The 23,162-nt window shown below is 37.1% G+C and carries 25 protein-coding genes and 1 pseudogene; all 26 read right to left on the bottom strand.

Going from position 1 to position 23,162, the window contains the following annotated elements:
* Nucleotides 1–58: 58 nt before the first annotated feature.
* The 26 genes and pseudogenes from mgsA to RRY75_RS01875 all read right to left on the bottom strand — a co-directional run bounded on the left by mgsA (nucleotide 59) and on the right by RRY75_RS01875 (nucleotide 23,159).
* Entirely contained in the window at nucleotides 59–454 is a 396-nt protein-coding gene (mgsA, locus tag RRY75_RS02000; protein WP_332491707.1) for a methylglyoxal synthase, read from the bottom strand.
* 10 nt (nucleotides 455–464) lie between these two features.
* The gene (gene rodA / locus RRY75_RS01995; protein WP_332527186.1) at nucleotides 465–1,589 is read right to left on the bottom strand and encodes a rod shape-determining protein RodA; all 1,125 of its coding nucleotides are present in this window, start codon (nucleotides 1,587–1,589) and stop codon (nucleotides 465–467) included.
* A gap of 33 nt (nucleotides 1,590–1,622) precedes the next feature.
* Nucleotides 1,623–1,907, bottom strand: a complete 285-nt coding sequence (minE, locus tag RRY75_RS01990) for a cell division topological specificity factor MinE (protein WP_332491703.1) — start codon at nucleotides 1,905–1,907, stop codon at nucleotides 1,623–1,625.
* A 21-nt stretch (nucleotides 1,908–1,928) separates the two neighbouring features.
* Complete coding sequence (gene minD / locus RRY75_RS01985; RefSeq protein ID WP_332491701.1) at nucleotides 1,929–2,726, bottom strand: septum site-determining protein MinD; 798 nt, start codon at nucleotides 2,724–2,726, stop codon at nucleotides 1,929–1,931.
* A 31-nt stretch (nucleotides 2,727–2,757) separates the two neighbouring features.
* Nucleotides 2,758–3,441, bottom strand: a complete 684-nt coding sequence (locus tag RRY75_RS01980) for a septum site-determining protein MinC (protein WP_332491699.1) — start codon at nucleotides 3,439–3,441, stop codon at nucleotides 2,758–2,760.
* A gap of 14 nt (nucleotides 3,442–3,455) precedes the next feature.
* Nucleotides 3,456–6,590 (bottom strand): penicillin-binding transpeptidase domain-containing protein, encoded by a 3,135-nt coding sequence (locus RRY75_RS01975; protein WP_332491697.1) that lies wholly within the window; start codon nucleotides 6,588–6,590, stop codon nucleotides 3,456–3,458.
* 12 nt (nucleotides 6,591–6,602) lie between these two features.
* Nucleotides 6,603–7,112 carry a rod shape-determining protein MreD gene (mreD, locus tag RRY75_RS01970; protein ID WP_332491696.1) on the bottom strand — a complete coding sequence of 170 codons (510 nt, stop codon included), beginning with the start codon at nucleotides 7,110–7,112 and terminating at the stop codon, nucleotides 6,603–6,605.
* A gap of 11 nt (nucleotides 7,113–7,123) precedes the next feature.
* Nucleotides 7,124–7,957, bottom strand: coding sequence for a rod shape-determining protein MreC (gene mreC / locus RRY75_RS01965; protein WP_332491694.1), 834 nt, complete (start codon nucleotides 7,955–7,957; stop codon nucleotides 7,124–7,126).
* Between the two features lie 17 nt (nucleotides 7,958–7,974).
* Nucleotides 7,975–8,985, bottom strand: a complete 1,011-nt coding sequence (locus RRY75_RS01960) for a rod shape-determining protein (RefSeq protein WP_332491692.1) — start codon at nucleotides 8,983–8,985, stop codon at nucleotides 7,975–7,977.
* 162 nt (nucleotides 8,986–9,147) lie between these two features.
* Nucleotides 9,148–9,831 (bottom strand): RadC family protein, encoded by a 684-nt coding sequence (gene radC / locus RRY75_RS01955; protein WP_332491691.1) that lies wholly within the window; start codon nucleotides 9,829–9,831, stop codon nucleotides 9,148–9,150.
* Nucleotides 9,832–9,925: 94 nt separating this feature from the next.
* Entirely contained in the window at nucleotides 9,926–10,501 is a 576-nt protein-coding gene (locus tag RRY75_RS01950) for a Maf family protein (protein ID WP_332491689.1), read from the bottom strand.
* A 12-nt stretch (nucleotides 10,502–10,513) separates the two neighbouring features.
* A complete protein-coding gene (locus tag RRY75_RS01945; RefSeq protein ID WP_332491688.1) occupies nucleotides 10,514–10,765 on the bottom strand; it encodes a DUF4321 domain-containing protein in 252 nt (83 codons plus the stop codon).
* Between the two features lie 135 nt (nucleotides 10,766–10,900).
* Nucleotides 10,901–11,701, bottom strand: coding sequence for an RnfABCDGE type electron transport complex subunit B (locus RRY75_RS01940; RefSeq protein WP_332491686.1), 801 nt, complete (start codon nucleotides 11,699–11,701; stop codon nucleotides 10,901–10,903).
* 14 nt (nucleotides 11,702–11,715) lie between these two features.
* Nucleotides 11,716–12,291: an electron transport complex subunit RsxA gene (gene rsxA / locus RRY75_RS01935; RefSeq protein WP_332491685.1), complete on the bottom strand. Its 576-nt coding sequence runs from the start codon at nucleotides 12,289–12,291 to the stop codon at nucleotides 11,716–11,718.
* Between the two features lie 10 nt (nucleotides 12,292–12,301).
* On the bottom strand, nucleotides 12,302–12,898 hold the full coding sequence (locus RRY75_RS01930) for an electron transport complex subunit E (RefSeq protein ID WP_332491683.1): 597 nt from the start codon (nucleotides 12,896–12,898) through the stop codon (nucleotides 12,302–12,304).
* Nucleotides 12,899–13,465: an RnfABCDGE type electron transport complex subunit G gene (locus RRY75_RS01925; protein WP_332491682.1), complete on the bottom strand. Its 567-nt coding sequence runs from the start codon at nucleotides 13,463–13,465 to the stop codon at nucleotides 12,899–12,901. It lies immediately after the preceding gene.
* Nucleotides 13,450–14,457: an RnfABCDGE type electron transport complex subunit D gene (locus RRY75_RS01920; protein WP_332491680.1), complete on the bottom strand. Its 1,008-nt coding sequence runs from the start codon at nucleotides 14,455–14,457 to the stop codon at nucleotides 13,450–13,452. Before RRY75_RS01920 ends, RRY75_RS01925 begins: the two co-directional genes overlap by 16 nt.
* 17 nt (nucleotides 14,458–14,474) lie before the next feature.
* Nucleotides 14,475–15,791 (bottom strand): electron transport complex subunit RsxC, encoded by a 1,317-nt coding sequence (rsxC, locus tag RRY75_RS01915; RefSeq protein WP_332491679.1) that lies wholly within the window; start codon nucleotides 15,789–15,791, stop codon nucleotides 14,475–14,477.
* Between the two features lie 151 nt (nucleotides 15,792–15,942).
* Nucleotides 15,943–16,488 (bottom strand): ATP-binding protein, encoded by a 546-nt coding sequence (locus RRY75_RS01910; protein ID WP_332491677.1) that lies wholly within the window; start codon nucleotides 16,486–16,488, stop codon nucleotides 15,943–15,945.
* Between the two features lie 76 nt (nucleotides 16,489–16,564).
* Nucleotides 16,565–17,722 (bottom strand): phosphoglycerate dehydrogenase, encoded by a 1,158-nt coding sequence (locus RRY75_RS01905; RefSeq protein WP_332491675.1) that lies wholly within the window; start codon nucleotides 17,720–17,722, stop codon nucleotides 16,565–16,567.
* Nucleotides 17,719–18,810: a 3-phosphoserine/phosphohydroxythreonine transaminase gene (gene serC, locus RRY75_RS01900; RefSeq protein ID WP_332491673.1), complete on the bottom strand. Its 1,092-nt coding sequence runs from the start codon at nucleotides 18,808–18,810 to the stop codon at nucleotides 17,719–17,721. Before serC ends, RRY75_RS01905 begins: the two co-directional genes overlap by 4 nt.
* A gap of 105 nt (nucleotides 18,811–18,915) precedes the next feature.
* A pseudogene (locus RRY75_RS01895) lies at nucleotides 18,916–19,449 on the bottom strand (hypothetical protein).
* Nucleotides 19,450–19,552: 103 nt separating this feature from the next.
* On the bottom strand, nucleotides 19,553–20,239 hold the full coding sequence (locus RRY75_RS01890) for an HAD family hydrolase (protein WP_334309705.1): 687 nt from the start codon (nucleotides 20,237–20,239) through the stop codon (nucleotides 19,553–19,555).
* Between the two features lie 77 nt (nucleotides 20,240–20,316).
* On the bottom strand, nucleotides 20,317–21,045 hold the full coding sequence (locus RRY75_RS01885; RefSeq protein ID WP_332491670.1) for a pseudouridine synthase: 729 nt from the start codon (nucleotides 21,043–21,045) through the stop codon (nucleotides 20,317–20,319).
* Nucleotides 21,046–21,078: 33 nt separating this feature from the next.
* Nucleotides 21,079–22,446, bottom strand: a complete 1,368-nt coding sequence (locus tag RRY75_RS01880) for an RsmB/NOP family class I SAM-dependent RNA methyltransferase (protein ID WP_332491668.1) — start codon at nucleotides 22,444–22,446, stop codon at nucleotides 21,079–21,081.
* 17 nt (nucleotides 22,447–22,463) lie between these two features.
* Nucleotides 22,464–23,159, bottom strand: a complete 696-nt coding sequence (locus tag RRY75_RS01875) for a metallophosphoesterase (RefSeq protein ID WP_332527183.1) — start codon at nucleotides 23,157–23,159, stop codon at nucleotides 22,464–22,466.
* Nucleotides 23,160–23,162: the final 3 nt, after the last annotated feature.

Below are 23,162 nucleotides of genomic sequence, written 5' to 3'. Positions count from 1 at the left end.
TAGCCTTATCTCGTACTAAAATAAATATCCATAAAAAAAAGACTTAATAAAGTCTTTTTTAACGGATTACTTCTCTCCAGCTTAAATCGCCTCGTTCTAAAGCTTTTACTAATAATTCTGCAGTTGCTAAATTGGTTGCAATAGGAATATTATGAATGTCACATAATCTTTCTAATGCGCCTACATCTGGCTCATGCATTTTTTGTGTAACAGGGTCTCTTAAGAAAATAACCATATCCAATTGGTTATGAGCAATTTGTGCTCCCAACTGTTGTGCTCCACCTAAGTGTCCTGCTAAGTATTTATAAATATTTAAATTGGTTGATTCTTCTACTAATCGGCCTGTTGTCCCTGTCGCATACAAAGTATGTTTTGCTAGTATGTGTCTATAGGCAATCGTAAAATTTTCCATAAGTTTTTTCTTTGCATCATGTGCAATAAGTCCTATATTCATCACTTACCTCCTAAAACATTGTTTTTTCTTTTCTCATCCCAACATTTAATACAAGTCCCATTCCCATCATATTCGCCCATAAAGAGCTTCCGCCGTAACTAATGAAAGGAAGTGGCAATCCAGTGTTTGGTAACAGACTGGTTACTACCCCCATATTGACAAAGGTCTGCATAGCAATCATACCCATATAGCCTGCAATTATAAATCGGCCAAAGTCATCCGGGGCAGCATGGGCAATCCATAATCCCCTTGCAATCATAAAGAGAATAATGCCAAGCACCACTAAAATACCTACAAATCCAAATTCTTCTGCAATAATAGCCACAATAAAGTCATTATGAGACTCTGGTAAGTAATTGAGCTGACTAATTGCACCTTGATATAAACCTTTTCCTTCTAAACCACCTGAACCAATCGCATGAACGGACTGATTAGTTTGGTAGTTCTCATCTAAGTCATCTCCACCGTGTACTTTAGTAACAATACGGTCTCGCTGATAATCAGGAATAATCTTTTGATAAGGATTGGTAATAATATAAAAAAGTATAATTCCTGCTGTAACAATGGTGATTGTTGCAGTAGAAACCATCACTTTCATATCCAATTTACTTACAAACAATTGTATCACTAAAATACCTAAGATGACAAGGCTAGTAGACAAATTAGGCTGACGATTCACTAGTATGAAAGGAATAAAATGAAAAAGACCTACAATCATTAAAGATTTAAAAGAATTAATTTTATCATTATACTTATCCAACATTTTTGCTGTACAAAGAATAACACCTATCTTAGCAAATTCTGAAGGCTGAATAGTCATAGGTCCAATTTGAATCCATCTCGTTGCCCCATTTACATTTTTCCCGACAAAAAATACAGCAATAAGCAAAAGATTGATGCCTATATAGATAGGAATATACCATTCTCCTAAAAAATGATAGTCAATAGATATGACCAAAATCATCAAGATAATACCCGTTACAAAAAAGAGTAACTGCATCTTGAGTACCTCCATATCTCCTGAATAAGTAGTTGCACTACTTATGGCTAATACACCAATACCAATCAAGGCACACATAGCTAAAATCATCCAATAATCAATATACCTTAAATGTTCTTTTTTTAAATTGAACATAAATCATTTGTCCCTTTCTTACTTTAGAAATAATTAGCCTCTACTTACTTTTTTTAAATTTTTAATAGGAATATTAGCAGATAAAACAGGTGACTTATTCCCACTTTTATCACATTCCATTGAAGAAACTTCTATATTAAAATCATCTGTATCAATATCTACATATTTAGAAATGACTTCTATAATATCTGAACGCATCATTTCTAGTAATTCAGTTGAACAATTCATACGATCATGAATCAATACAAGTTTCAATCTATCTTTTGCTACACTACTTGAAGCATTTTTTCTACCAAATAATTGACTAAAATCTAGCATCCCTTTCACCCTCTTAGCCTTTTAATTATTAAAACCAAACATTTTTTTAAGTTTATCAAAAAAGCCACTACCCATTTCAAGATCCATGAAAGGTACTTCATTCCCCTCAATACGATCTGCAATATTTCTAAAAGCTTTGCCTGCAAGTGCCGTTTTATCTGCTACTGCTGGTTCTCCCTTATTAGTAGTAATCACAATATTTTCATCATCTGGCACAACCCCAATAAGATCAATAGCTAAAATTTCAACAACATCATCCATAGCCATCATATCACCACGCTTAACCATATTCATACGCACACGGTTAATGATTAGTTGCGTATTAGAAATGCCATTTGCTTCAAGAAGCCCAATAATACGATCTGCATCACGTACTGCTGAAACTTCTGGTGTTGTCACAACAAGTGCACGATCTGCACCTGCAACCGCATTCTTAAATCCTTGTTCAATACCTGCTGGACAATCTACAATAATGTAGTCAAAGTCTTCTTTTAATGTATCACAAAGCTTTTTCATTTGTTCTGGACTTACCGCATCCTTATCTCGTGTTTGAGCTGCTGGAAGTAAGAAAAGTCCTTCAAAACGCTTGTCCTTAATGAGAGCTTGCTTTACTCGACATCTTCCTTCAACCACATCTACTAAGTCATAGACAATGCGATTTTCAAGACCCATTACAACATCCAAGTTTCTAAGACCAATATCAGCATCTAATAATACGACTTTTTTACCTAATAAATTTAATGCAGTACCTATATTTGCTGAAGTTGTAGTTTTTCCTACGCCACCTTTGCCTGATGTAACGACAATTACTTGACTCATGTTTATCCCCCTCTTATACTTTCTGTTCTAATTATTCTATCATATGATTAAGTGTTTTAAAATCTATTTCTTCTACATAGATCTGATCATTATTTACATATGCAATGTGTGGCATCTGTACTTTATTTCTATTTACGACTTCACCCTCTGGGGATTGGGCAATCACATGACGTATGCCAATTTGCATTGGGTGCATATTGGTCGCCAAAATAAAGGGGTTTTTAAAGTGTTCATCCAATCCTGCATGGACCTTCCCATTTAACGTACCCATCACAATAATGCTTCCCCCTGCTGTAATCACGCCACCCGGATTTATATCTCCTATAATAACTACACTTCCCCTAAAATCAATATGTTGTCCTGAACGTACGATGCCATAGTGGTACCTAGTCAGTGATACATTTGGCTTATCCATATCTTCTAAAATACTTCTTATTTCATCCTCTGACTTAGCACTTGCTGTTTGCTCAAAATCATGAATGAATGCAACATTCAGGATATTTTGATGTGTCAAAAGGCACATCAACTCATCTTGTTGCTCCTTCGATAATTTACGCCCTTTAAAACGCATATTCACTTTTGCACCACTGAAAAACTTCTTAGAGTTCTCTAGTTTTTCTACAAAATTATCAATTAAAGCTTCAAAAGGTGCGGTTTCATCTAACATGACTGTAATACCATCTACGGAACCTTTAAATACAACAAGATTATCCATATTCATCCTCCCCACTATTCAACAAACATATTATCAAGCGTTGTCTTAGGTACCTCTTGCCCTAAATTAAAGTATTCAGACAAGATATCTTTACTAATCTCTTGTCCATAAGTTCCTTGTCCATAGGCATTGTATACGGTTGTAACAATAGCTATTTCTGGATTTTCATAGGGGGCAAAACCTACAAACCAACTATGCTCATCATTATTTTCCTGTGCTGTACCGGTCTTGCCTGCTACTGGGATTTCAAAGTCTTTAAAAATCTGTCTTGCCGAACCTAATGTGCCATGTGTAACTTGATACATTCCTTCATAGACACTTTTTAAAGTAGAAGGTTTAAGATCAAGCTTATTGTAAACACTAGGTGTGGTAGAAATATAACCTTCTTGTGATTTGACATGATCAATCCCATTAATAATACGTAAGTCATAAACATTCTCGCCATTTGCTAATGCTGCAATGTAACGCCCCATCTGAATGGGTGTAAAAGCGTTATCTCCTTGTCCAATTGCTGTACGCACAGTTGTACCATCTGTCCAATCAAGTCTTAGCCCTGAAAGAACCTCGTTAGCAATATTATTGATCAAGCTTGCTTTAAATTTCTTTAGCATATCTTCTTTATAAAAATCTTGTGTTTCATCAATTGTCTCTAGACGCTTTTTAAGCTCAACAACTATCTCTGCATCGGGTGTTTGCTTAATCTGCCTGTTGTATAATGTATTGTAAGCATGTTCGTATGCATCCAAAATTTCATAAATATCCAGTTTGTCAATCACCTCTGCAATTTGAGCATCTAGGCTATCACCTAGCATTTGTTCCAATACAACGACAAGTTGTGCCTTTGCCTTATTACGTAAAGAACGTTCTTTTGTGTCATTCATGGTACCTTCAAGAATTTGATTTAAGTAAGTTTGAGAATCTGTTTGGAGACTTAATTGCATTTGCTTATAAGCACTTTCAATGACTTCACCTAGGTGGTCATCAAAAGCATCTTGGAACAAAGGTTCTAAGTTACGCTTAAGCTCATATTGTGCTAAAAAGCTTATTTCTTCATCCAATCCCTCTCCAACTTGATTTTCAATAGGATAAATTCCTTTTTCCATTACTTGAACAATTTCTTCAATATACTTTTTCAACTGATTCTCATCTAACTTACGGATAGCTGAAAATTGTTCTGCAATTTGGTTCTTTACAAGGTTATAAGGTGTTGAAATATTAGGTGGAGATTCTGCAAGTTCAATTCCTGTTTTTTTATCTAGTCCAAACATTTCAACATATTTAGTCAACATATCAATGCCGCCATATGGTGTACCACCTTTAAGACCTAATCGATACACTAATTCATAGAAATAATAGTTACAAGATACTTCTAGTGCCTTTGAAAGATTAACATTTCCATGTCCATGTCCATTGTTGGTATAAATCCAACAACGTGGTGCAGGTTTACCCACTTTTTCAAAAACACCTAAGTCATAGATTAAAGTATCAGGATTTACAACACCTTCTTCTAAACCTGCTATAGCACTAATCATTTTGAAAGTAGAGCCCGGTGCTTTAGCTGTCATCAACGCCCTATTCCATAACATACTGCGATTATCAAACAAGGTATTATAATAACTATTAAAATTGGTTGTCATTTCATTACTATTGTAAGATGGGTACCCTACGATGGCTAAAACTTCACCGGTAGCTACATCTATTACAACTGTCGATGCGCTAGATGGTGTGACAGACATTTGATTAGGTTTAAGTGTACCTTTTTCAAATTGTTCAATAAGTGTATATTCTGTTGAGCCTGTTCGATTTACTTTGAAAGCTTGAATGGTATCTGTTGAAAGTGTCACCGCACCTTGCTCGTGAAAGGCTAGGAGCATTTCCTTCTCTGTAAATTCTCCTGTTTCTTCCTCTAAAAGTTGTGTGAGTAATTGTAGGGGTGTCATGGTTTCTTTCACAACAGCGTCTAACTGCTCATAGCGTTTCATAAGTCTACGATACAATTGATTTTGCATCGAGTCTTCTGGTGCTTTTTCCATTTGTTTTAAGTCAAGTTGGCTACTATTTAGCATAGAAATAATAATCTCTTTACTCGTTAAAGAAAAAGCTTTTGGATTCGTTCCTTTAAGTTTTTCAATAATAGCTTGGCTTAAATTCCTCTCTACACTTTCGTAGGCTACTCTTTGTAAGTCTAAATCGATAGTTAAAAAGACATCATTTCCTGGAACAGCATCATCTTTTTCTATGGTATGCACCCTACGTCCTACATTATCTACTTCTACGCGCTCAAGTCCCTTTTTGCCCCTAAGTTCGTTTTCCATAGTTTTTTCTACACCTTCATGCCCTACAATATCATCTTTGTCATAGCCTTCGTTTTTCATTTCTTCATACTGGGCTTCTGTAATAGTACGCGTATATCCAATAAGGTTGCCTAAAATTTCTGGTTCTGTATAGTAACGCACGGCTTCTACATCTACAACAACCCCTGGAAAATCATTATGATGCTCTTCTAGGTAGGCAATCGTTTCATTTGACACACTTGTCGCTATTTTTACAGTCTTATACTTGCTATACGCTACTTTATAGATTTCTGTACGAAGTGCAATGACTTTCCTTGCTTCCTCATCTGTCATTGTTTGATCAATATCATATTTCCCTCGTAAATATTCAACGACTTCACCCGCCGACTTTTGCAAAAGCTCTTGCCTGTGTTCTTCATTGTTATAAGGAATAGAATACATGAATTGGTTAATGCTTGTTTTACCTTCTGTATATTCAAATGGTGCTTCTTTAGAAATAGGAATTTCATCAACATATGTATCCCCATTTGCCTCTAACAATTCGACTACTTCTAACAAAATACGATTAAGTTCAGACTTTTTCATTTGAACTTGTTGATCAATACTAATCACATTTGTCGGCTTATTCACTGCAAGCGGCCTTCCATATCGGTCATAAATAAGTCCCCTAGGTGCTTCCACTTGGATGCTGCGCTCTACACTTGCTCGCAAATTATTGGCATACTTATCATGTTCAATAATTTGCAACTGATAAAACTTCCCTGTAATGACAAGAAACAGAACACATATTCCACCAAACAACAAAAAGAGCCTATCTGATAACATATGGAGGATATTATTAACTTTCTTCTTCATGACACCCTCCTATTAAAATATATTCCTTGTTTTCTTTTCTCTTATTTCAAGCTTCTCATTAATGAGGTAAATAAGTTGGTAAAAGACGAGAGATAAAGTAACCGTATAGATGACTTCTGGAATAGCAAGGGTCTTAAGGAAAAAGAAAAGATTCATCTTGCCTCGCATAATGTAAATAAGCACAGATACAAAGCTTACAAAAAAGCTACTGAACAGTGTACAAAAGAATGGCATAATAAAGTTTTCGCGGTAAAAGTTTTTATTAAACTTGCCACAAATATAACCTACTAAAAAGTAAGGAATTGCTTGATGACCTAAAAACATACCAAATGTTACATCATATAAAAGTCCAGCAGCTGCACCAATAATTGCGCCTTCTTTGCTTCCTCTTAACAAAGCAAAAGAGACAATAATCATAATCATAAAGTTGGGCGCCACTGCACCTATACGAATGGTATCAAAAAGTGTCATTTCTAAAATATGTGTTAGAATAAGTAACATTCCAATTACGACTATTCGCATTTGTCTACCCTCTATTCTTCATCATCTGTAGAAATAATGAGCACACTTTCTAAATGTTTGAAATCAACAAAAGGTTTAATATAAGCATATTGGGTTAAGCCATTTTTACCTGTTGTCACTTCGTCCACTGTTCCAATAGGAATACCTGGTGGATAAATATCACTTAGATGAGACGTTATAATTTGGTCTCCCTTTACAATCTCAGATTCTACATCTATTTCTAACTTACACAAGCCTTGACTACCAAGTTCCACATCACCTCTTAAGATGCCTGTATCCCCTGTTCGTACGACTTTTACACTAATAGAACTTCTATCGTCAATAATAGAAAGGGCCACAGATGACAAGGGGTTCACCTTCGTCACATGTCCAACAAGTCCACCATCTGATAAAAGTACATCATCTTCTTTAATGCTGTGTATAAGTCCTTTATCAATATTAAAGGACTTATACCAGTTGCTTGTATCTTTTGCAATCACATTTGCACCTACTGTAGGATACTCCTCATAGCGTTGTTTAAGCAACAGTAACTCTTTCAAGCTCTCATTTTCACCTTTATACTGAGTCAACATGGTATTTTGATATACAAGTCGATCATTTTGCATTTTTAACTCTTCATTTTCTTTAATAAGATTGTCTACATTTACAAAATAGTCACCAACTTCTTTGACCTGGTTCGTTAAAAAATGAATACCTTCTTTAAATGGGTAAGTTACAACGTCTGCTATACCACTCAAAATAGAGATATTATATTTAACACCTAATACCAGTGTTACAGAGAGAGCCGCAACAACACTTATTCCTACTATAATTAACTTCTTTTTTGCTTTTTGAGATAATTTCAAGGCCCCTCTCTCCTTGTCTATTTATCGTCGGCAAATAGTCCTGCCCACTTTTCAATATTTTCAAGTGCTAAACCTGTCCCTTGTGCAACACAATCTAATGGATTTTCTGCAATGTTAACAGGCATACCTGTTTCTAAGCTGATGAGTGTATCAAGGCCTGTAAGAAGTGCCCCACCACCTGTAAGCATAATGCCACTTTCCATAATATCTGCTGATAATTCTGGTGGTGTTTTTTCTAATGTATACTTAATGGCTTCTACAATCGCATTAACTGGTTCCTTAATGGCTTCCGTTACTTCTTGAGAAGTAATTGTTAAGATTTTTGGAAGTCCTGTTACAAGATCACGTCCTCTAATCTCCATTGTATTGTTTTCACCTGTTGGGTAAGCTGCCCCAATTGTCAATTTAATTTGCTCAGCTGTACGCTCACCAATCATAAGGTTGTATTCTTTTTTAATGTAAGAAACAATATATTCATCAAACTCATCTCCTGCAATACGAAGGGATTTACTTGCTACAATCCCCCCTAAAGAAATAACAGCAACATCAGTTGTACCACCACCGATATCAACCACCATGTTCCCTGTTGGTTCTTCTACTCTAAGGTTAGCACCGATTGCCGCTGCCATTGGTTCTTCCATAATAAGTGCTTGTTTTGCACCTGCTTTAAGTGTTGCTTCTTCAACTGCACGCTTTTCTACTGATGTAACCCCTGATGGCACACAAATGATTACACGTGGTTTGGGTGAGAATAATGATTGTTTGTAAGCTTTACCAATAAAGTAACGAATCATTGCCTCTGTTGTACCGAAGTCTGCAATAACCCCATCTCTAAGTGGACGAATCGCTACAATGCTACCTGGTGTTCTACCAATCATTTTCTTTGCTTCGTCACCTACTGCTAAAATTTGGTTTGTTTTTTCCTTTATCGCAACTACTGAAGGTTCATTTACAACAATACCTTTCCCTCTTACAAATACAAGTGTATTTGCAGTACCTAAATCAATTCCCATATCTCTTCCGAACATATTTAGTTCCTCCTACCATGTCAATTTTATCTTATGATCCTATTTAAATTCATTTTTATTCATTCATCATCCTATAGAATTTGCATAAAATCCCACAGTTAACATGATACAGTTTTTTTCGTTATTTTTCAACATAAAAACCATATTTGCCACATAAATATTTTAAAGATACCCTTGCTCCTTTAAGCTTATAAATGCGCCATCACCTATAATAATATGGTCTAATAATCCTATTCCAAGCATTTCTCCTGAAGACTTTAGCTTACTTGTAATCTGTACATCCTCTCTACTTGGAGTTGGATCACCACTTGGATGATTATGCAAAGCAATAATACTGTAAGCCGATTTTAAAATAGCTCCTTTAAAAACTTCTCTAGGGTGGACAATTGAAGCATTCAAACTTCCTCTTGAAATTTCTTCGTAGCCTAGACATTTGCATTTTGTATCTAAGTATACCACAAGAAATTGCTCCATCTTCTTGTGACGCAATGTCTCCATAAAGTAATTGGCCACATCTGTCGGAGACTGCCACTTCATCTTTTCACCACTCTTTGTCCTAGAAAGGCGCTTACTCATTTCAAGTAAAGCTAAAATTTGAATGGCCTTCACCTTACCAATACCTTTTATACTCATGAGGCTTTCTAAATTATTTTCATAAAGCTTAAGTAAGTTTACACGTCCTTGTTCGTCTACAAGCAAAGTTTTTGCAATATCTATACTGCTTAATGCCTTTGTACCTGTTCGAATAAGAATGGTTAAAAGTTCAATGTCGCTTAAACCCTGCTCACCATACTTTAAAAATTTTTCATAAGGTCTTTCTTCTATAGGAAAATCTTCTATTTTCATAATGGTAACTCCTTCTATAACCTATTAAATGATTACCTATTATTTTCAGATTTATACTAATTTTTAATAATTTATTTCGAAAGACCTTAAATTTTTATAAGTTTATGAGCTGTTGTTGTTTTAATATTTCATAGACTGTTGAGACTGGTAATCCCACAATATTAAAGTAGTCGCCTTCAATTTTCTCCATAAAATTACTCGCTAAGCCTTGAATGCCATAAGCACCTGCTTTATCTAAAGGCTCTCCCGTTGCAACATACCACTTTAATTCCTCTTCTGAGATTTCTTTCATGTATACTTTACTACATACAGCTTGTGTAATCTTTACATTTCTAGCTATATTTCTTAAGCTGACTCCTGTATAAACAAGATGCGCTTGTCCACTTAAACGCTTTAACATCTCTTTAGCGTGCTCCACATTCTGAGGCTTTCCTAAGATTTCTTCTTCGCAAACAACCACAGTGTCACATCCAAGTACCCATTCATCCTTGTGGTCACAAGCTACAGCATAAGCCTTTTTATCTGCTAAGTTTTGAACATTTTCCTTGGGTGAACATGCTACATTAATTGTTTCTTCTACTTCTTTAGTTATTATTTTAAACCGAGTGGGAATAAGCCCCATAAGCTCTTTTCTTCTTGGTGAAGAAGAAGCTAAAATTATTTCTTTCATCTGCATCTCCTTTTAAAGCTTCTTATAAATAATCACACCACTTACCATGCCTATAACTCCCGCTAAACTAATTTTAATTTGTAGTTTAACTACTGCTATTAAAACACCAAAATCCAGGCTTACTGGCTGTTCGAGCCCAAATACTTGACTATAATTTAAGAAACTTAAAACTGGTACATCACCACATAAGTCCCCAATAAAATACCCAACTGTAAGCCCTGCTAACATACACAGGAGCAATACCCAGAAATTTTTTGTCTTCATCTTACATCCCCCTATTATTGTTTTGTATATGTGTGCAAAGTCTATTTTATTGTACCATACTTTAATTCTTATACATAGGTACTCAAATAATAAAACCTTAGCTGCCTGGTTATTCAGCTAAGGTTTTATTAGACTCTATAAATGATGTGCAACAAGGGCATGCGTTGGACATTTAGCAACACATTTGCCACATCCAATACATTTGTCTGTATCAATTGTTGCGAATGCATTTTCAAGCTTAATTGCCCCCTCTTCACATTGTTTAAGACAAAGACCACAACCAATACATCCTACTTGGCAGACAGCCTTTACGTCTTTCCCTTTATCACGTGACATACATTTAACCTGATATGTTGTTTGACTTTTGTCAATATAAATCAAACGTCTTGGACACGCTGCTACACAAGCACTACAAGCCCTACATTTCTCTTCATCTACTTTGGCTAAACCCTTTTCTACGGTAAGTGCTCCAAATGGGCAAGCTTTCACGCAACTTCCAAATCCTAAGCACCCATAAGTACATCCTTTAGGTCCATTTCCTACTAATTGAGCATCTTCACAGGTTTGAATACCTTCATAATAATACTTTGTAGTGGCTTGATCGGTAGTTCCTTGACACCTTATAATAGCTACTTGTTTTTCCTCAGCTACCATCTCACCCCCCATAATATTTGCAATAGCAGCTTTTTGTACATCACTACTCACAGGACACCCATTTGTTTTGGCTTCTCCATTTGCAACAGCTTTTGCAAATGCATCACAACCTGCAAAACCACATCCTCCACAGTTTGCACCTGGAAGTTGGTCACGAATAGCACTTACTCTTTCATCTATAGGCACTGCGAACTTTTTAGAGGCTATACCCAGTCCAACACCAAAAAGGGCACCCATACTGCCTATTGCTAAAATAGGATTAACAATCTCCATAATATTCATTTTGTTTCCCCCTTCTATTTAATAAGGTTTTGAAAACCTAGAAATGCTATGGCCATAAACCCTGCTGAAATCAGCGTAATAGGGAAACCTTTTAAACATGGTAAAATATTGTTTTTTTCAATACGCTCACGTATACCTGCTAAAAGCACAATACTAAGTGTAAATCCGGCTGCCCCTCCTACACCGTTTACAACAGATTGAATAAGAGAGTAAGATTTTTGCATGTTCAAAATAGCTACTCCAAGTACAGCACAGTTTGTTGTAATAAGTGGTAAATAAACACCTAGTGCAGAATATAAAGTTGGACTCATCTTTTGGATGACCATTTCTACAAACTGAACTAATGAAGCAATAACTAAAATAAAAGCTACTGTATACATATACTCTAACTTAAGTGGTACAAGTATAAACGTATAGACAGCATAAGAAATCACTGAAGCAAGACCCATAACAAAAGTTACAGCCATCCCCATCCCCATAGCTGTTTCAATCTTTTTAGATACACCCAAAAAAGGGCAGATTCCTAAAAATCTTGAAAGCACGAAGTTATTCACCAATGCTGCACTTAAAAATAATAATAATAGTTCCATAGTCCGCCTCCTATTTCTTCTTCGCTCTCAGTGCATTAAATAGTGCCATTAAAATAGCCAATGTAAAGAATGCACCTGGTGCTAAAATCATAATAATGGCCGGATCATAGCTAGCTGGCATAATGGATATCCCTAAGATACTGCCTGCACCTAAAACTTCTCTAATCACACCAATGACTGTCAGTGCAATCGTAAATCCAAATCCCATACCTATTCCATCCCATATAGAAGGTAGTACTTTATTTTTAGACGCATACGCTTCTGCTCTTCCAAGAATTAAACAGTTTACAACAATCAATGGTAAGAACAGACCTAGCTGTGCATGTAAACTTGGAATATATGCTTGTAGTAAGAGGTCTATCATGGTTACAAAACTAGCAATAATAACAACAAAGGCTGGAATACGTACTTTTGAAGGAATACACTTTCTAAGAAGTGAAATCACCGTATTTGAACAAATCAATACGGCTGTTGTAGCAAGCCCCATGCCTATCGCGTTATTGGCACTTGTTGTAACAGCTAAAGTCGGACACATCCCTAACACTTGTATAAAGGTTGGATTATCTGCAATAATCCCTGCCTTAAGACGTTCAATAAGTGCTTTCATCTAGTATTCCCCCTTTTCCCAGGCAGCCTGATGGGCTTTCATATACGCTGTTGCCTCATTTACACCATCCACGACTGCACGACTTGTAATCGTTGCCCCTGTAATAGCCATAATTTCTCCATCTCCACTTGTGGTTTTGCTCACACCAAGTGGCGTTTGTTGATCTTTAAATTGATTTTTGAAAGCATCTTGTGTCATATTCGCACCTAATCCCGGTGTCTCTGCATGGGTTAGAACTTGTACGCCTGCTAATGTTCCATCGGCATGCATACCTACTAAAAGTTCAATACTACCACCGAATCCATCTGGGTATACTTTTGCAACCGCCCCTATATAAGTACCGCTATCATAAGTAACAAACACTGTGGTGAGCTTCCCTACGTCTGTCACTTCAACTTCTTCCATTTCCTTAGCAAGCGGTAACAGCTGTTGCACTGCCACTTGCTGTGCTTTTTCTTTTCCCTGTGCAATAATGGGTGCGGTCCTGGCATTTACAAATCCAAGTAAGCCACCACATATAGTGGTAATAACGAGTAAGACTGCACCAAGTTTTAATGGCTCTTGCATGACTTTCCACCTCCAAAGCGTACCGGTTTTACAAACTTATCAATAAGTGGTACTGCTAAGTTCATAATCAGAATACTATAGCTTACCCCTTCTGGATAACCTCCAAAAAGCCTAATGACTGCAGCAATCACACCTGCACATACTGCAAAAATAATTTGCCCCCTAATTGTCATCGGATTAGTTGTATAGTCTGTTGCCATAAAGAATGCTCCAAGCATTGCGCCTCCTAAAAAGAGTGATGTAAAGCTTGCTTGTACACCATGCCCACCAAAGATAAGTGTCATCAAGAACAAAGTACCCAAGTAACATACTGGAATATGCCAAGTAATCACTTTTTTATAAATCAAGTAAAGTCCTCCTAGTAAAATAGCTAGGGCTGAAACTTCGCCTAAGCAACCTCCAATATTCCCTAAGAAAGCATCTAACAAGGTTGGCATAGCAAACATATTTCCCGTTTTCAGTGCAACCAATGGTGTTGCACCACCTACAGCATCAACAGCCGTCACTGCCCCTACAACCCCCGTTGTTACTTGGTTTACTTGTCCAATAAAATGTTCTGGTACTTCGAAGCTTGTCATAGCTTGTGGGTATGCTGCTAGTAAGAAGGCTCTTGCTGCAAGGGCTGGATTGATAAAGTTTTGCCCAACACCTCCAAAACACTGTTTAGCCAAAACAATGGCCACAAAAGCACCTACAATAGGTACATAAACGGGTGCAGTTGCTGGTAAGTTAAAGGCTAAAAGTAGTCCTGTTACAACAGCACTTAAATCTTTGATTGTTAATGATTGATGTGTAAAAGTCTGCCATATCGCCTCAAATGCTACACAAGATACAACACACACAATGGTTAGCAAAAGGGCACGTAACCCAAATAAATACGTCCCCACTAAAAGTGCTGGAATTAATGCAATGATTACATCTTTCATAATCGTTCCTACACTATGTTGCTTATATGCATGTGGTGATGAGGATACATTTAGTAATTTTTCCATGTCTTTTCTCCCCCTGGCTATTTTTGTCTTGCTCTATTTTTTGCTGTACGAATAGACTGCACAAGTTGTCTTTTAGCTGGACATATATAAGAACAGCTTCCACACTCAATACAATCCATACCAAATCCTGCTTTAAAGGCTTCATCTTCATGATGAAGTGCATCTTGGTGGAGTGCGCTTGGCACAAGCCCCATTGGACAAGCCTGCACACACTTTCCACAACGGATACAATTAGAAGGCTTAGCATCATCTATTTCTTCTTGGGTTAAGCATAAAATAGCAGATGTTCCCTTCCCTACTGGAACATCTATAGAACTTAATGCTATTCCCATCATTGGACCACCTGAAATGACTTTAACAGTCGCTGTTTCATCCCACTTTGCGGCTTCTAATATTTCTCTAAAGCTCATGCCTAAACGCACTTTAAAGTTGGCAGGGTTCTGTACACCCTTTCCTGAAACTGTTACGATACGTCTCATAATCGGTCTACCTTTTGTCACTGCGCGCCAGATTGCTACAATGGAGTCTACATTAAGTACAATAGACCCTACATCTGCAGGCAACTTACCACTTGGCACTTCGAGCCCTGTTGTTGCATAAATGAGATGTTTTTCTGAGCCTTGTGGATATTTTGTTTCAAGTACCTTAACCTTTATTTGTGTTTCTTCTCTGCAAAGAGCCGTCATATTTTCTACAGCATCCATTTTATTATCTTCAATTCCTATAATAGCTGTAGCATCTTGAAACATATGTAAAAGTATTTTGAGCCCCTCTACAATGCGTCCACCTTCTTCTAGCATGACACGATGGTCAGACGTCAAATAAGGTTCACACTCCGCACCATTGACGATAATGTACTTAATCACTTTCTCCTTAGGTGGTGAAAGTTTAATAAATGTTGGAAAAGTAGCCCCTCCCATTCCTACAATCCCTGCTTCTTTTATAATATCTACAATCTCTTCTCGGCTTAGATCTGTATAATCTTCCACACCACCAGCCTGCAACTCTGGTGCCTCCTCATAAGTGAAATCGTTGGTAACAACAACGCTCATAGTATGATTCCCCTGAAGATTTACACGCTCCTCTACTCCTTTTACAGTTCCTGAAACACTACTATGAATGGGCGCACCAACAAATCCTGTTGGTTCACCTATCTTTTGTCCAACTAATACCCTATCTCCTTTTTTTACAAGCGGCTTACATGGACTTCCAATATGTTGTTGCATCATATAGACCAGTTCTTCTTTTGGCAACAAGCGTTCAATAGCTTTGTCCTGGGTAAGCGCTTTGTGATAATTTGGATGTATACCTTTTTTAAAACTTAAGTGCTTCATCATATCCCTCCCTTTCTCTATCTTGCTTATAACATGATCTAAGTATATGAATAAGACGAATTATAGCCTATCCTATAAAAATTATAAACTTAATAGTTTGTTTTCTCAACTTATTTTATATAAGTTTATTTTTTATCAATAATTCTGTTATTTACATTCTGTAAAGTGTCTCTATATTCGTTTCTATATAGCCTTTGATCCACTCTAAGATCTCTGGCTGCTCAATAGGAACACCTTCCAGCATTTTCTTAACTTCTTCTGTATCTAGGAGAAATACATTATTTTGATACTTATGTACATAAATATAATGAATATCTGGTCGTGCCATAATTAAAACATGCATCGTACTTGCCATATCTCCAATAGGCAGTCGATCAATATGATTATATTCCATAGTTGCAGTAATACAGGTCCCCTTACCTTCTTCACTTACAATTTTTAGTTCTCCAGCACATTCCTGACACAGTTGACTTAAAAAAGGTAGCCCTAACCCCACTTTTCTAAGTGTTCGTGTTGTTATAAAAGGATTGGTCACTTGCTCAAAAATAACTTCTGGTATTCCCATTCCATCATCCTCTATAGTTAGAGTCAGCCTATTGGCATTAGGCTGTTCATCAACGCTTACCTTTATTTGATGCGCTTGTGCACGTACGCTGTTTTGTATAATATCTAATAAATGTAATGATAGCTCTTTCATTTTTATCCCCTCTCTTCTTTTTCTTATTATATAAAAAGGAGCTATTTGTCAATGCAATAGCTCCCTTTTATCCTTTCTATTTAAAGAGGACTCTCACCTTAATGATATCGTCAATTTCAGATATATTCTGAACATTTTCATCTGTTACTTTTGTATCTGTATCGATTATAGTATATGCCCATTCACCTTTACTCTTATTGAGCATATCCGAAATATTGATACCTTCAGTAGCAATAATATTAGTGATTTTCCCAATCATAGCTGGTATATTCTTATGAATAATTGTCAACCTAAAGGCCGCATTCCATGCCATTTCACACCGCGGGAAGTTTACTGAATTTACAATACTGCCTGTTTCTAAGTAATCCTTTACTTGCTTAACAGCCATCACTGCACAGTTTTCTTCCGCTTCCGGTGTCGATGCCCCTAAATGCGGAATCGTTAAAATATGAGGGTTGCCAATCAATCCATCTACAGGAAAATCTGTTACATATTTATCAATAGTACCCTTTTCTATCGCATGGAGTAAATCTTCATTGTTTACTAAAGTGTCCCTAGAAAAGTTCAAAAGACGTATACTCTTTTTCATCTTACTAAAAGCTTCTGCATTAAACATGCCTTGTGTATTAGAAGTAAGTGGTACATGGATTGTAATATAATCTGCCTCATTCAAAATTTGTTCTAATGAAAGGGCATGATGAATATGACGTGAAATTCCCCAAGCCCCATCCACTGAAATATAAGGGTCATACCCTATAACATCCATGCCTAAAGCCTGCCCTGCATTGGCAACCATGACTCCGATAGCACCTAGTCCAACGACACCGAGCTTCTTCCCTAAAATTTCTGGTCCTACAAAAGCACTTTTACCCGCTTCTACTTCTTTTGCCACGTCCTTAGTTAAGGTACTTGCCCAATTGATACCTTCTACCACTTTTCTAGAGCTTAAAAGGAGTCCTGCTATAACAAGCTCTTTGACTGCATTGGCATTAGCTCCTGGTGTATTGAATACTACAATACCTTGTTGCGCACATTTTTCAACTGGAATATTATTGACTCCTGCCCCTGCTCTTGCAATGGCTTTCACACTTGTTGGCAATGCCATATCATGCATTTTGGCACTTCTTACTAAGATAGCATCTGCTGCTTCTAAAGTCTCTTGAATACTATAACTTTCATCAAAAATTTTTAATCCTCTAGATGAAATTTTATTGAGTGTGTAAATGTTTCTCATTGACCCACCCCCCCATATTGTGCTTCAAAATCTTTCATAAAGTTCACTAAAGCCCTTACCCCTTCTATTGGCATCGCGTTATAAATACTTGCACGCATCCCCCCAACACTCCTATGTCCTTTTAAGTTTACAAGACCAGTAGCTGTAGCCGCCTTAACAAATGTCGCATCCAGTGCTTCATCTCCTGTTACAAAAGGTACATTCATCAAAGAACGGTCTTCTTTTGCCGCTGTCCCCTTAAAACATTTAGACTGATCAAGAAAATCATAAATCAAGTCTGCCTTTTCCTTATTTTTCTTTTCTAGAGCAGCTACCCCACCTTGGCTTTCTACCCATTCAAATACAAGTTTCAACATATAAATGGCATAAGTAGGTGGTGTATTAAACATCGAACCATTCTCTACATGCGTTTGATAATTGAGCATAGTTGGTACCCGCTCACTCGCCTTACCCACTAAGTCGTTACGAATAATCACAACTGTCACACCCGCTGGTCCTAAGTTTTTTTGTGCCCCTGCAAAGATGATACCATACTTAGATACATCTATCTCCTCTGACATAATGCAAGAAGACAAGTCCGCTACAAGGGGAACATTTCCCGTGTCTGGTAACGTAGTAAACTTTGTTCCGTAGATTGTGTTGTTCTGACAAATATAAAAATAGTCTGCCTCCGGGTCAAAGCTTTCTTTTGAATAACTAGGAATATGACTATACGTATCAGCCTTAGAGGATGCAATCACATTTACACTCCCAAATTTCTTAGCTTCTTTAATCGCCTTGGATGACCAAACACCCGTGTCAATAAAGTCTGCTTTTTTTGAACCTACTAACAAGTTTAATGGTGCCATGGCAAATTGAAGTGATGCACCACCCTGTAAGAAAAGTACATGATAGTTATCTGGTATGTGCATAAGACTTCTAAGTTTTGCCTCAGCTTCTTCAATAATCTTCATATACGCTTTGGACCTATGGCTCATCTCCATTACACTCATTCCCACATCTTCAAAACATACAAGTTCACGTTGGGCCTTTTCTAATACTTCTACAGGTAACACTGCTGGTCCTGCCGAAAAGTTATATACTCTCATCTTGACATCCTCCCTTTAGATTCTTTTATACTTCAGTACAGTATAATATTAAATTATAAATAATTTTTATTTAATATTCAATAATTTTATTAAATATTAAGAATACTAAAAGTTAAGCATCATATTTTCATTCTCTGTCTTCTGAATAAGTTCAAGATTGATTTGATAAGACTGTAAAAATTTAATACGCTCAACCGCTTTATCCTCTTCACCCATGGAGCACCATACATCGGTATACAAGACATCTGCACCTTTTACAACCTAAGTCCGCACTACTGTCAAACTTCCTCCACTTTCTTTAGCATATGCCCTACAGGTCTCCACTAGACCTTCTTCTGGCCAAAGACTTTCGGGTGCAGCAATAACCATTTCCATCCCCATCTTACAGCATCCAATCATCAAGCTATTTGCCATGTTATTACGTCCATCTTCAATGTAGATAAACTTTTTACCTTTTAAGCTTCCCAAATGTTCTTTTACAGTCAGTAAGTCTGCCAAAATTGGGGTAGGATGATATTGGTTTGTCAATCCATTATAAACAGGCACACCACTATAAAGCGCTAACTCTAATAATACCCCTATTTGTTCACTGGAATAGTCATGTAACGTCAAAAATGATTTTCCTTTTAATCCAAACATGTGATCACCTCTGGTAAGTATTTATTAGCTAACTTGTATTTTTATAAATATTATACTTTAATATTCGCAAAAATTAATAGTTTTACAAAAAATCCTATGCATTTTATGCATAGGATTTTTTGTAATCATTTTTATAGTAGTCAAGGATTTGCTTATAATCTTCCACAAAGTAATCAGCTTCTTGTCGCAGTACTTTTTCCATGTCTACTGTTTGGCAATCTCTTATTGCACAAATAGTCATTCCTGCTCGTTTTGCAGCAAGCACCCCATTAGGCACATCTTCAAAAGCTAGACAGCGTTCAGGCGCTACTTCTAAATCCTGTGCTACTTTTTGATAGACATAAGGATAAGGCTTGCCCCTTTCTACTTCACAAGATGTGCAAATCACTTGGAACTTCTCACGAATATCATGGGCTTCTAGTACAATTGCTACAAGCTCTTGAGAATTACTTGTAGCAATTCCCATTTTGAGTCCTTGTGTTTCCACAAATTCTAAAAATTCTCGAACATGCTTTTTGAGCGGCACCTGTGTCTGATAAAACTCTGCAGCCATCTTGTTCCACTCTGCTTTAATCTCCTCTACACTTTCTGAGATTTGAAAGCGTTCCTTTACATACACAGCCGTCTCTGTAAAACTTTTACCCTCTAATTCTGCTTCAAAAGAATCCTCTACCTCAAGGCCATATCGGCCTAAATAAGCTTCATCAATTTTACTCCATACCCACATAGAGTCTATTAAAGTCCCATCTAAGTCAAAAATGACTGCATCAAATGTACGTTTCATCCTCATCCCCCTTATTCGCTTGATACAAAATTTTATTATTGCGCTTATTTTATTCTACGTCATCACCTATTCTAATGATTCTCTTATTTCATCATCAGTTGGTCTAATTCTTCTTGAGTAAGTTGGCGATAGGCTCCAAGTTCTAAGTCTTCTGGTAACTTAAAATCTCCCATGGTGACACGCTTTAAGTAAGTCACTTCTTTACCAACAGCTTTCATCATGCGCTTGACTTGGTGGAACTTGCCTTCTTTAATCGTGATGTATACCTTTGATGTTTCTTCAAGTGCTTCAATAATCTCCATGCGCGCTGGCATACATACTTTAGATTCTCCAATGTCTACACCTTGTATAAAGGCTTCACAATCAGCGGGCACAACTGTTCCACTCACTTCAGCATAGTAACATTTATCCACGTGCTTTTTAGGAGATAATAAACTATGTGTAAACTTGCCGTCATTGGTTAGAAGGAGCAACCCTTCTGTATCCTTATCTAGGCGTCCAACAGGGGCTAAACTACGCCCTCTTGTGACAGAATCTAATAAGTCCATAACTGTTTCTTGTCTTGGGTCTTCCGTGGCTGTAATATAACCTGCTGGCTTGTTTAAAATATAGTAGTAGAAAGGTTTATAATCTACTACCTCTTCCCCTAATGTCACCACTGCTTCTGATGGACTAATGGCACACTCAGGACGCTTTTCCACTTCACCATTTACTTTTACTTTTTTCTTTTTAATAAGCTGTTGCACTTCTGAACGAGAGCCATAGCCTGTATGCACTAAATATTTGTCTAATCTCATTTTCTTTTCAGCCATATTTTAAATACCATCATTTCTACTTATATTTTATTAACTCATCATACGCCAGTTGGGTGCGTAAAGGTTTTTTAATGTCCCATTTTGACTTTTTACCCAGCCTAAAGGATATCCCATTACACCAATGACATTAAAACCTTTGGGCGCTTCTACAAGAAGTGTTTCACCTTTTAAGTACTTCACCACATTCACATCGCGAATGTCTAAATCAATATATTGTTTGAACATTTCTTTTGAATAGGCCATCGGCAACACTTGTGAAGGATCAAAGCGCTTGTTTTTTACTTCCCCTAGGTACATTCCACTTCGAATCACACGTAACCCCTCAAGGTCTGGTGCATCTTCTGATTGCAAGTAAATTTTGTTTTTTAATTCTATAATAGGGGTATCCGTATCTAAATAAGTGTAGGTCTCTATAAACTCTTTCAAAATAGCAATATCTTTAATACGTTTTTTAACCGCCAAGCGTTTTGTCGTATCGACCGTATGACCAGTCTTTTGAATAAGACATACAAAGTGCCCTTCTCCTTTTAGATGATGTGGCCAAAGTCTAAGGGCACCACTTAACGTAGCCCCTTGGGTATTAGTCCATTCAGGTCGCCCTTGTCTAATACCACCTACACCTTGTAGCGGAAGCACTTTGCAATCAGGATGCTTAGCTAAAAAAGCTTCCACCATCCCTTCATTTTCTTCTGGTGAGAAAGTACATGTAGAATACAGCATCATTCCATTGGTTTTCAGCATAGTATAAGCATCTTCTAAAATCACTTCTTGCAGGCTACAACAATGTGCTACGCCGTGAGTTTCCCAACTTTTTACGGCATTTTCATTTTTTCTAAACATTCCCTCTCCAGAACAAGGTGCATCAATTAAGATTTTATCAAAATACCCCTTAAACTTGGTAGCTAAGCGTTCGGAGGTCTCTGCCGTGATGATGCTATTGCGAATACCAAAATTCTCAATATTTTTCATCAATGCCATGGCACGTGTTGCACTAATATCATTGCTCACAAGTAACCCCGTCTGTCCAAGTTTTGCACCTACTTGAGTGGATTTCCCACCTGGTGCTGCACACAAGTCCAGTACTTTATCCCCTTCCTCAATAGGTATATACGCACCTGGCGCCATAGCACTCGGTTCTTGTAAGTAGTACAGTCCCGCATGATAGTAAGGGTGCTTTGCCGGTCTTAGTCCTTCTGGATAATAGGAGCCCTCGGCACACCAATCCACAGGCATTAGACCTTCAAAAGGTACAAGCTGCTCCCACTCTTCTTTGCTTATTTTTAATGTATTGATACGAATCCCATGGTATTCTGGAAAGTCATAGCTTTCAAGATAAGCTTCGTATTCCTCTTGTAAAAGTCCTTGTATCTTTTCTTTAAACTTAACTGGTAGTTCCATATACTGTCCTCTTTATCTTAATTTTCATCCGCTACAATCATTTTAGGGCAAAAACTTAGGTAGTCACTGGCTACAAGATGATACTGTACCTTATTCACTTCACCTTGAAGCGCTTCTTGCCACGCCTTTTCATCATGTAAATGACCGTAGACCACGTGCCGCACCGGATACTCATCTATAAGTTGTGTAAAAGGAGATGTCCTCTTGCACGCATACGTTGGGGGATAGTGTAAGGCAACGATTAGTTGACGTGCCCCTTTTTTCATCCCCTCTTTTAAAGAAAGTCTAAGTCTCTCCACTTCCCTTTTATAAATCTTTTCATCTTCTGGTGACGGGGCATCTTGACTTTGCCATCCTCTTGTTCCACATATAACATAATCACCTATTTCATAAGCTGTATTTTGAATAAAATGCATATTGTCATACAAGGTATTTAAAACACCTATCTTTTCCCACCAATAGTCGTGATTTCCTTTAATACATACTTTTTTTCCAGGTAAACTCACTATAAAATCCAAATCCGCCTGAGCGTGTTCAAGTCGCATAGCCCAAGATAAGTCACCACACAAAACAACCACATCCTCCGGCGTAACAATTGCTCGCCACTGAGCAGCTAGACGTTCAACATGATTTTCCCATGTCTCACCAAATATATTCATAGGCTTATCCATATTCAAGCCTAAATGTAAATCTCCAATTGCATAGATTTTCATCCT

The organism is Niameybacter sp., assembly GCF_036655075.1.
Taxonomy (GTDB): domain Bacteria; phylum Bacillota; class Clostridia; order Lachnospirales; family Cellulosilyticaceae; genus Holtiella.
Note: the sequence above shows the minus strand (reverse complement) of the source record. Positions and strands in the feature narration are given on the sequence as shown.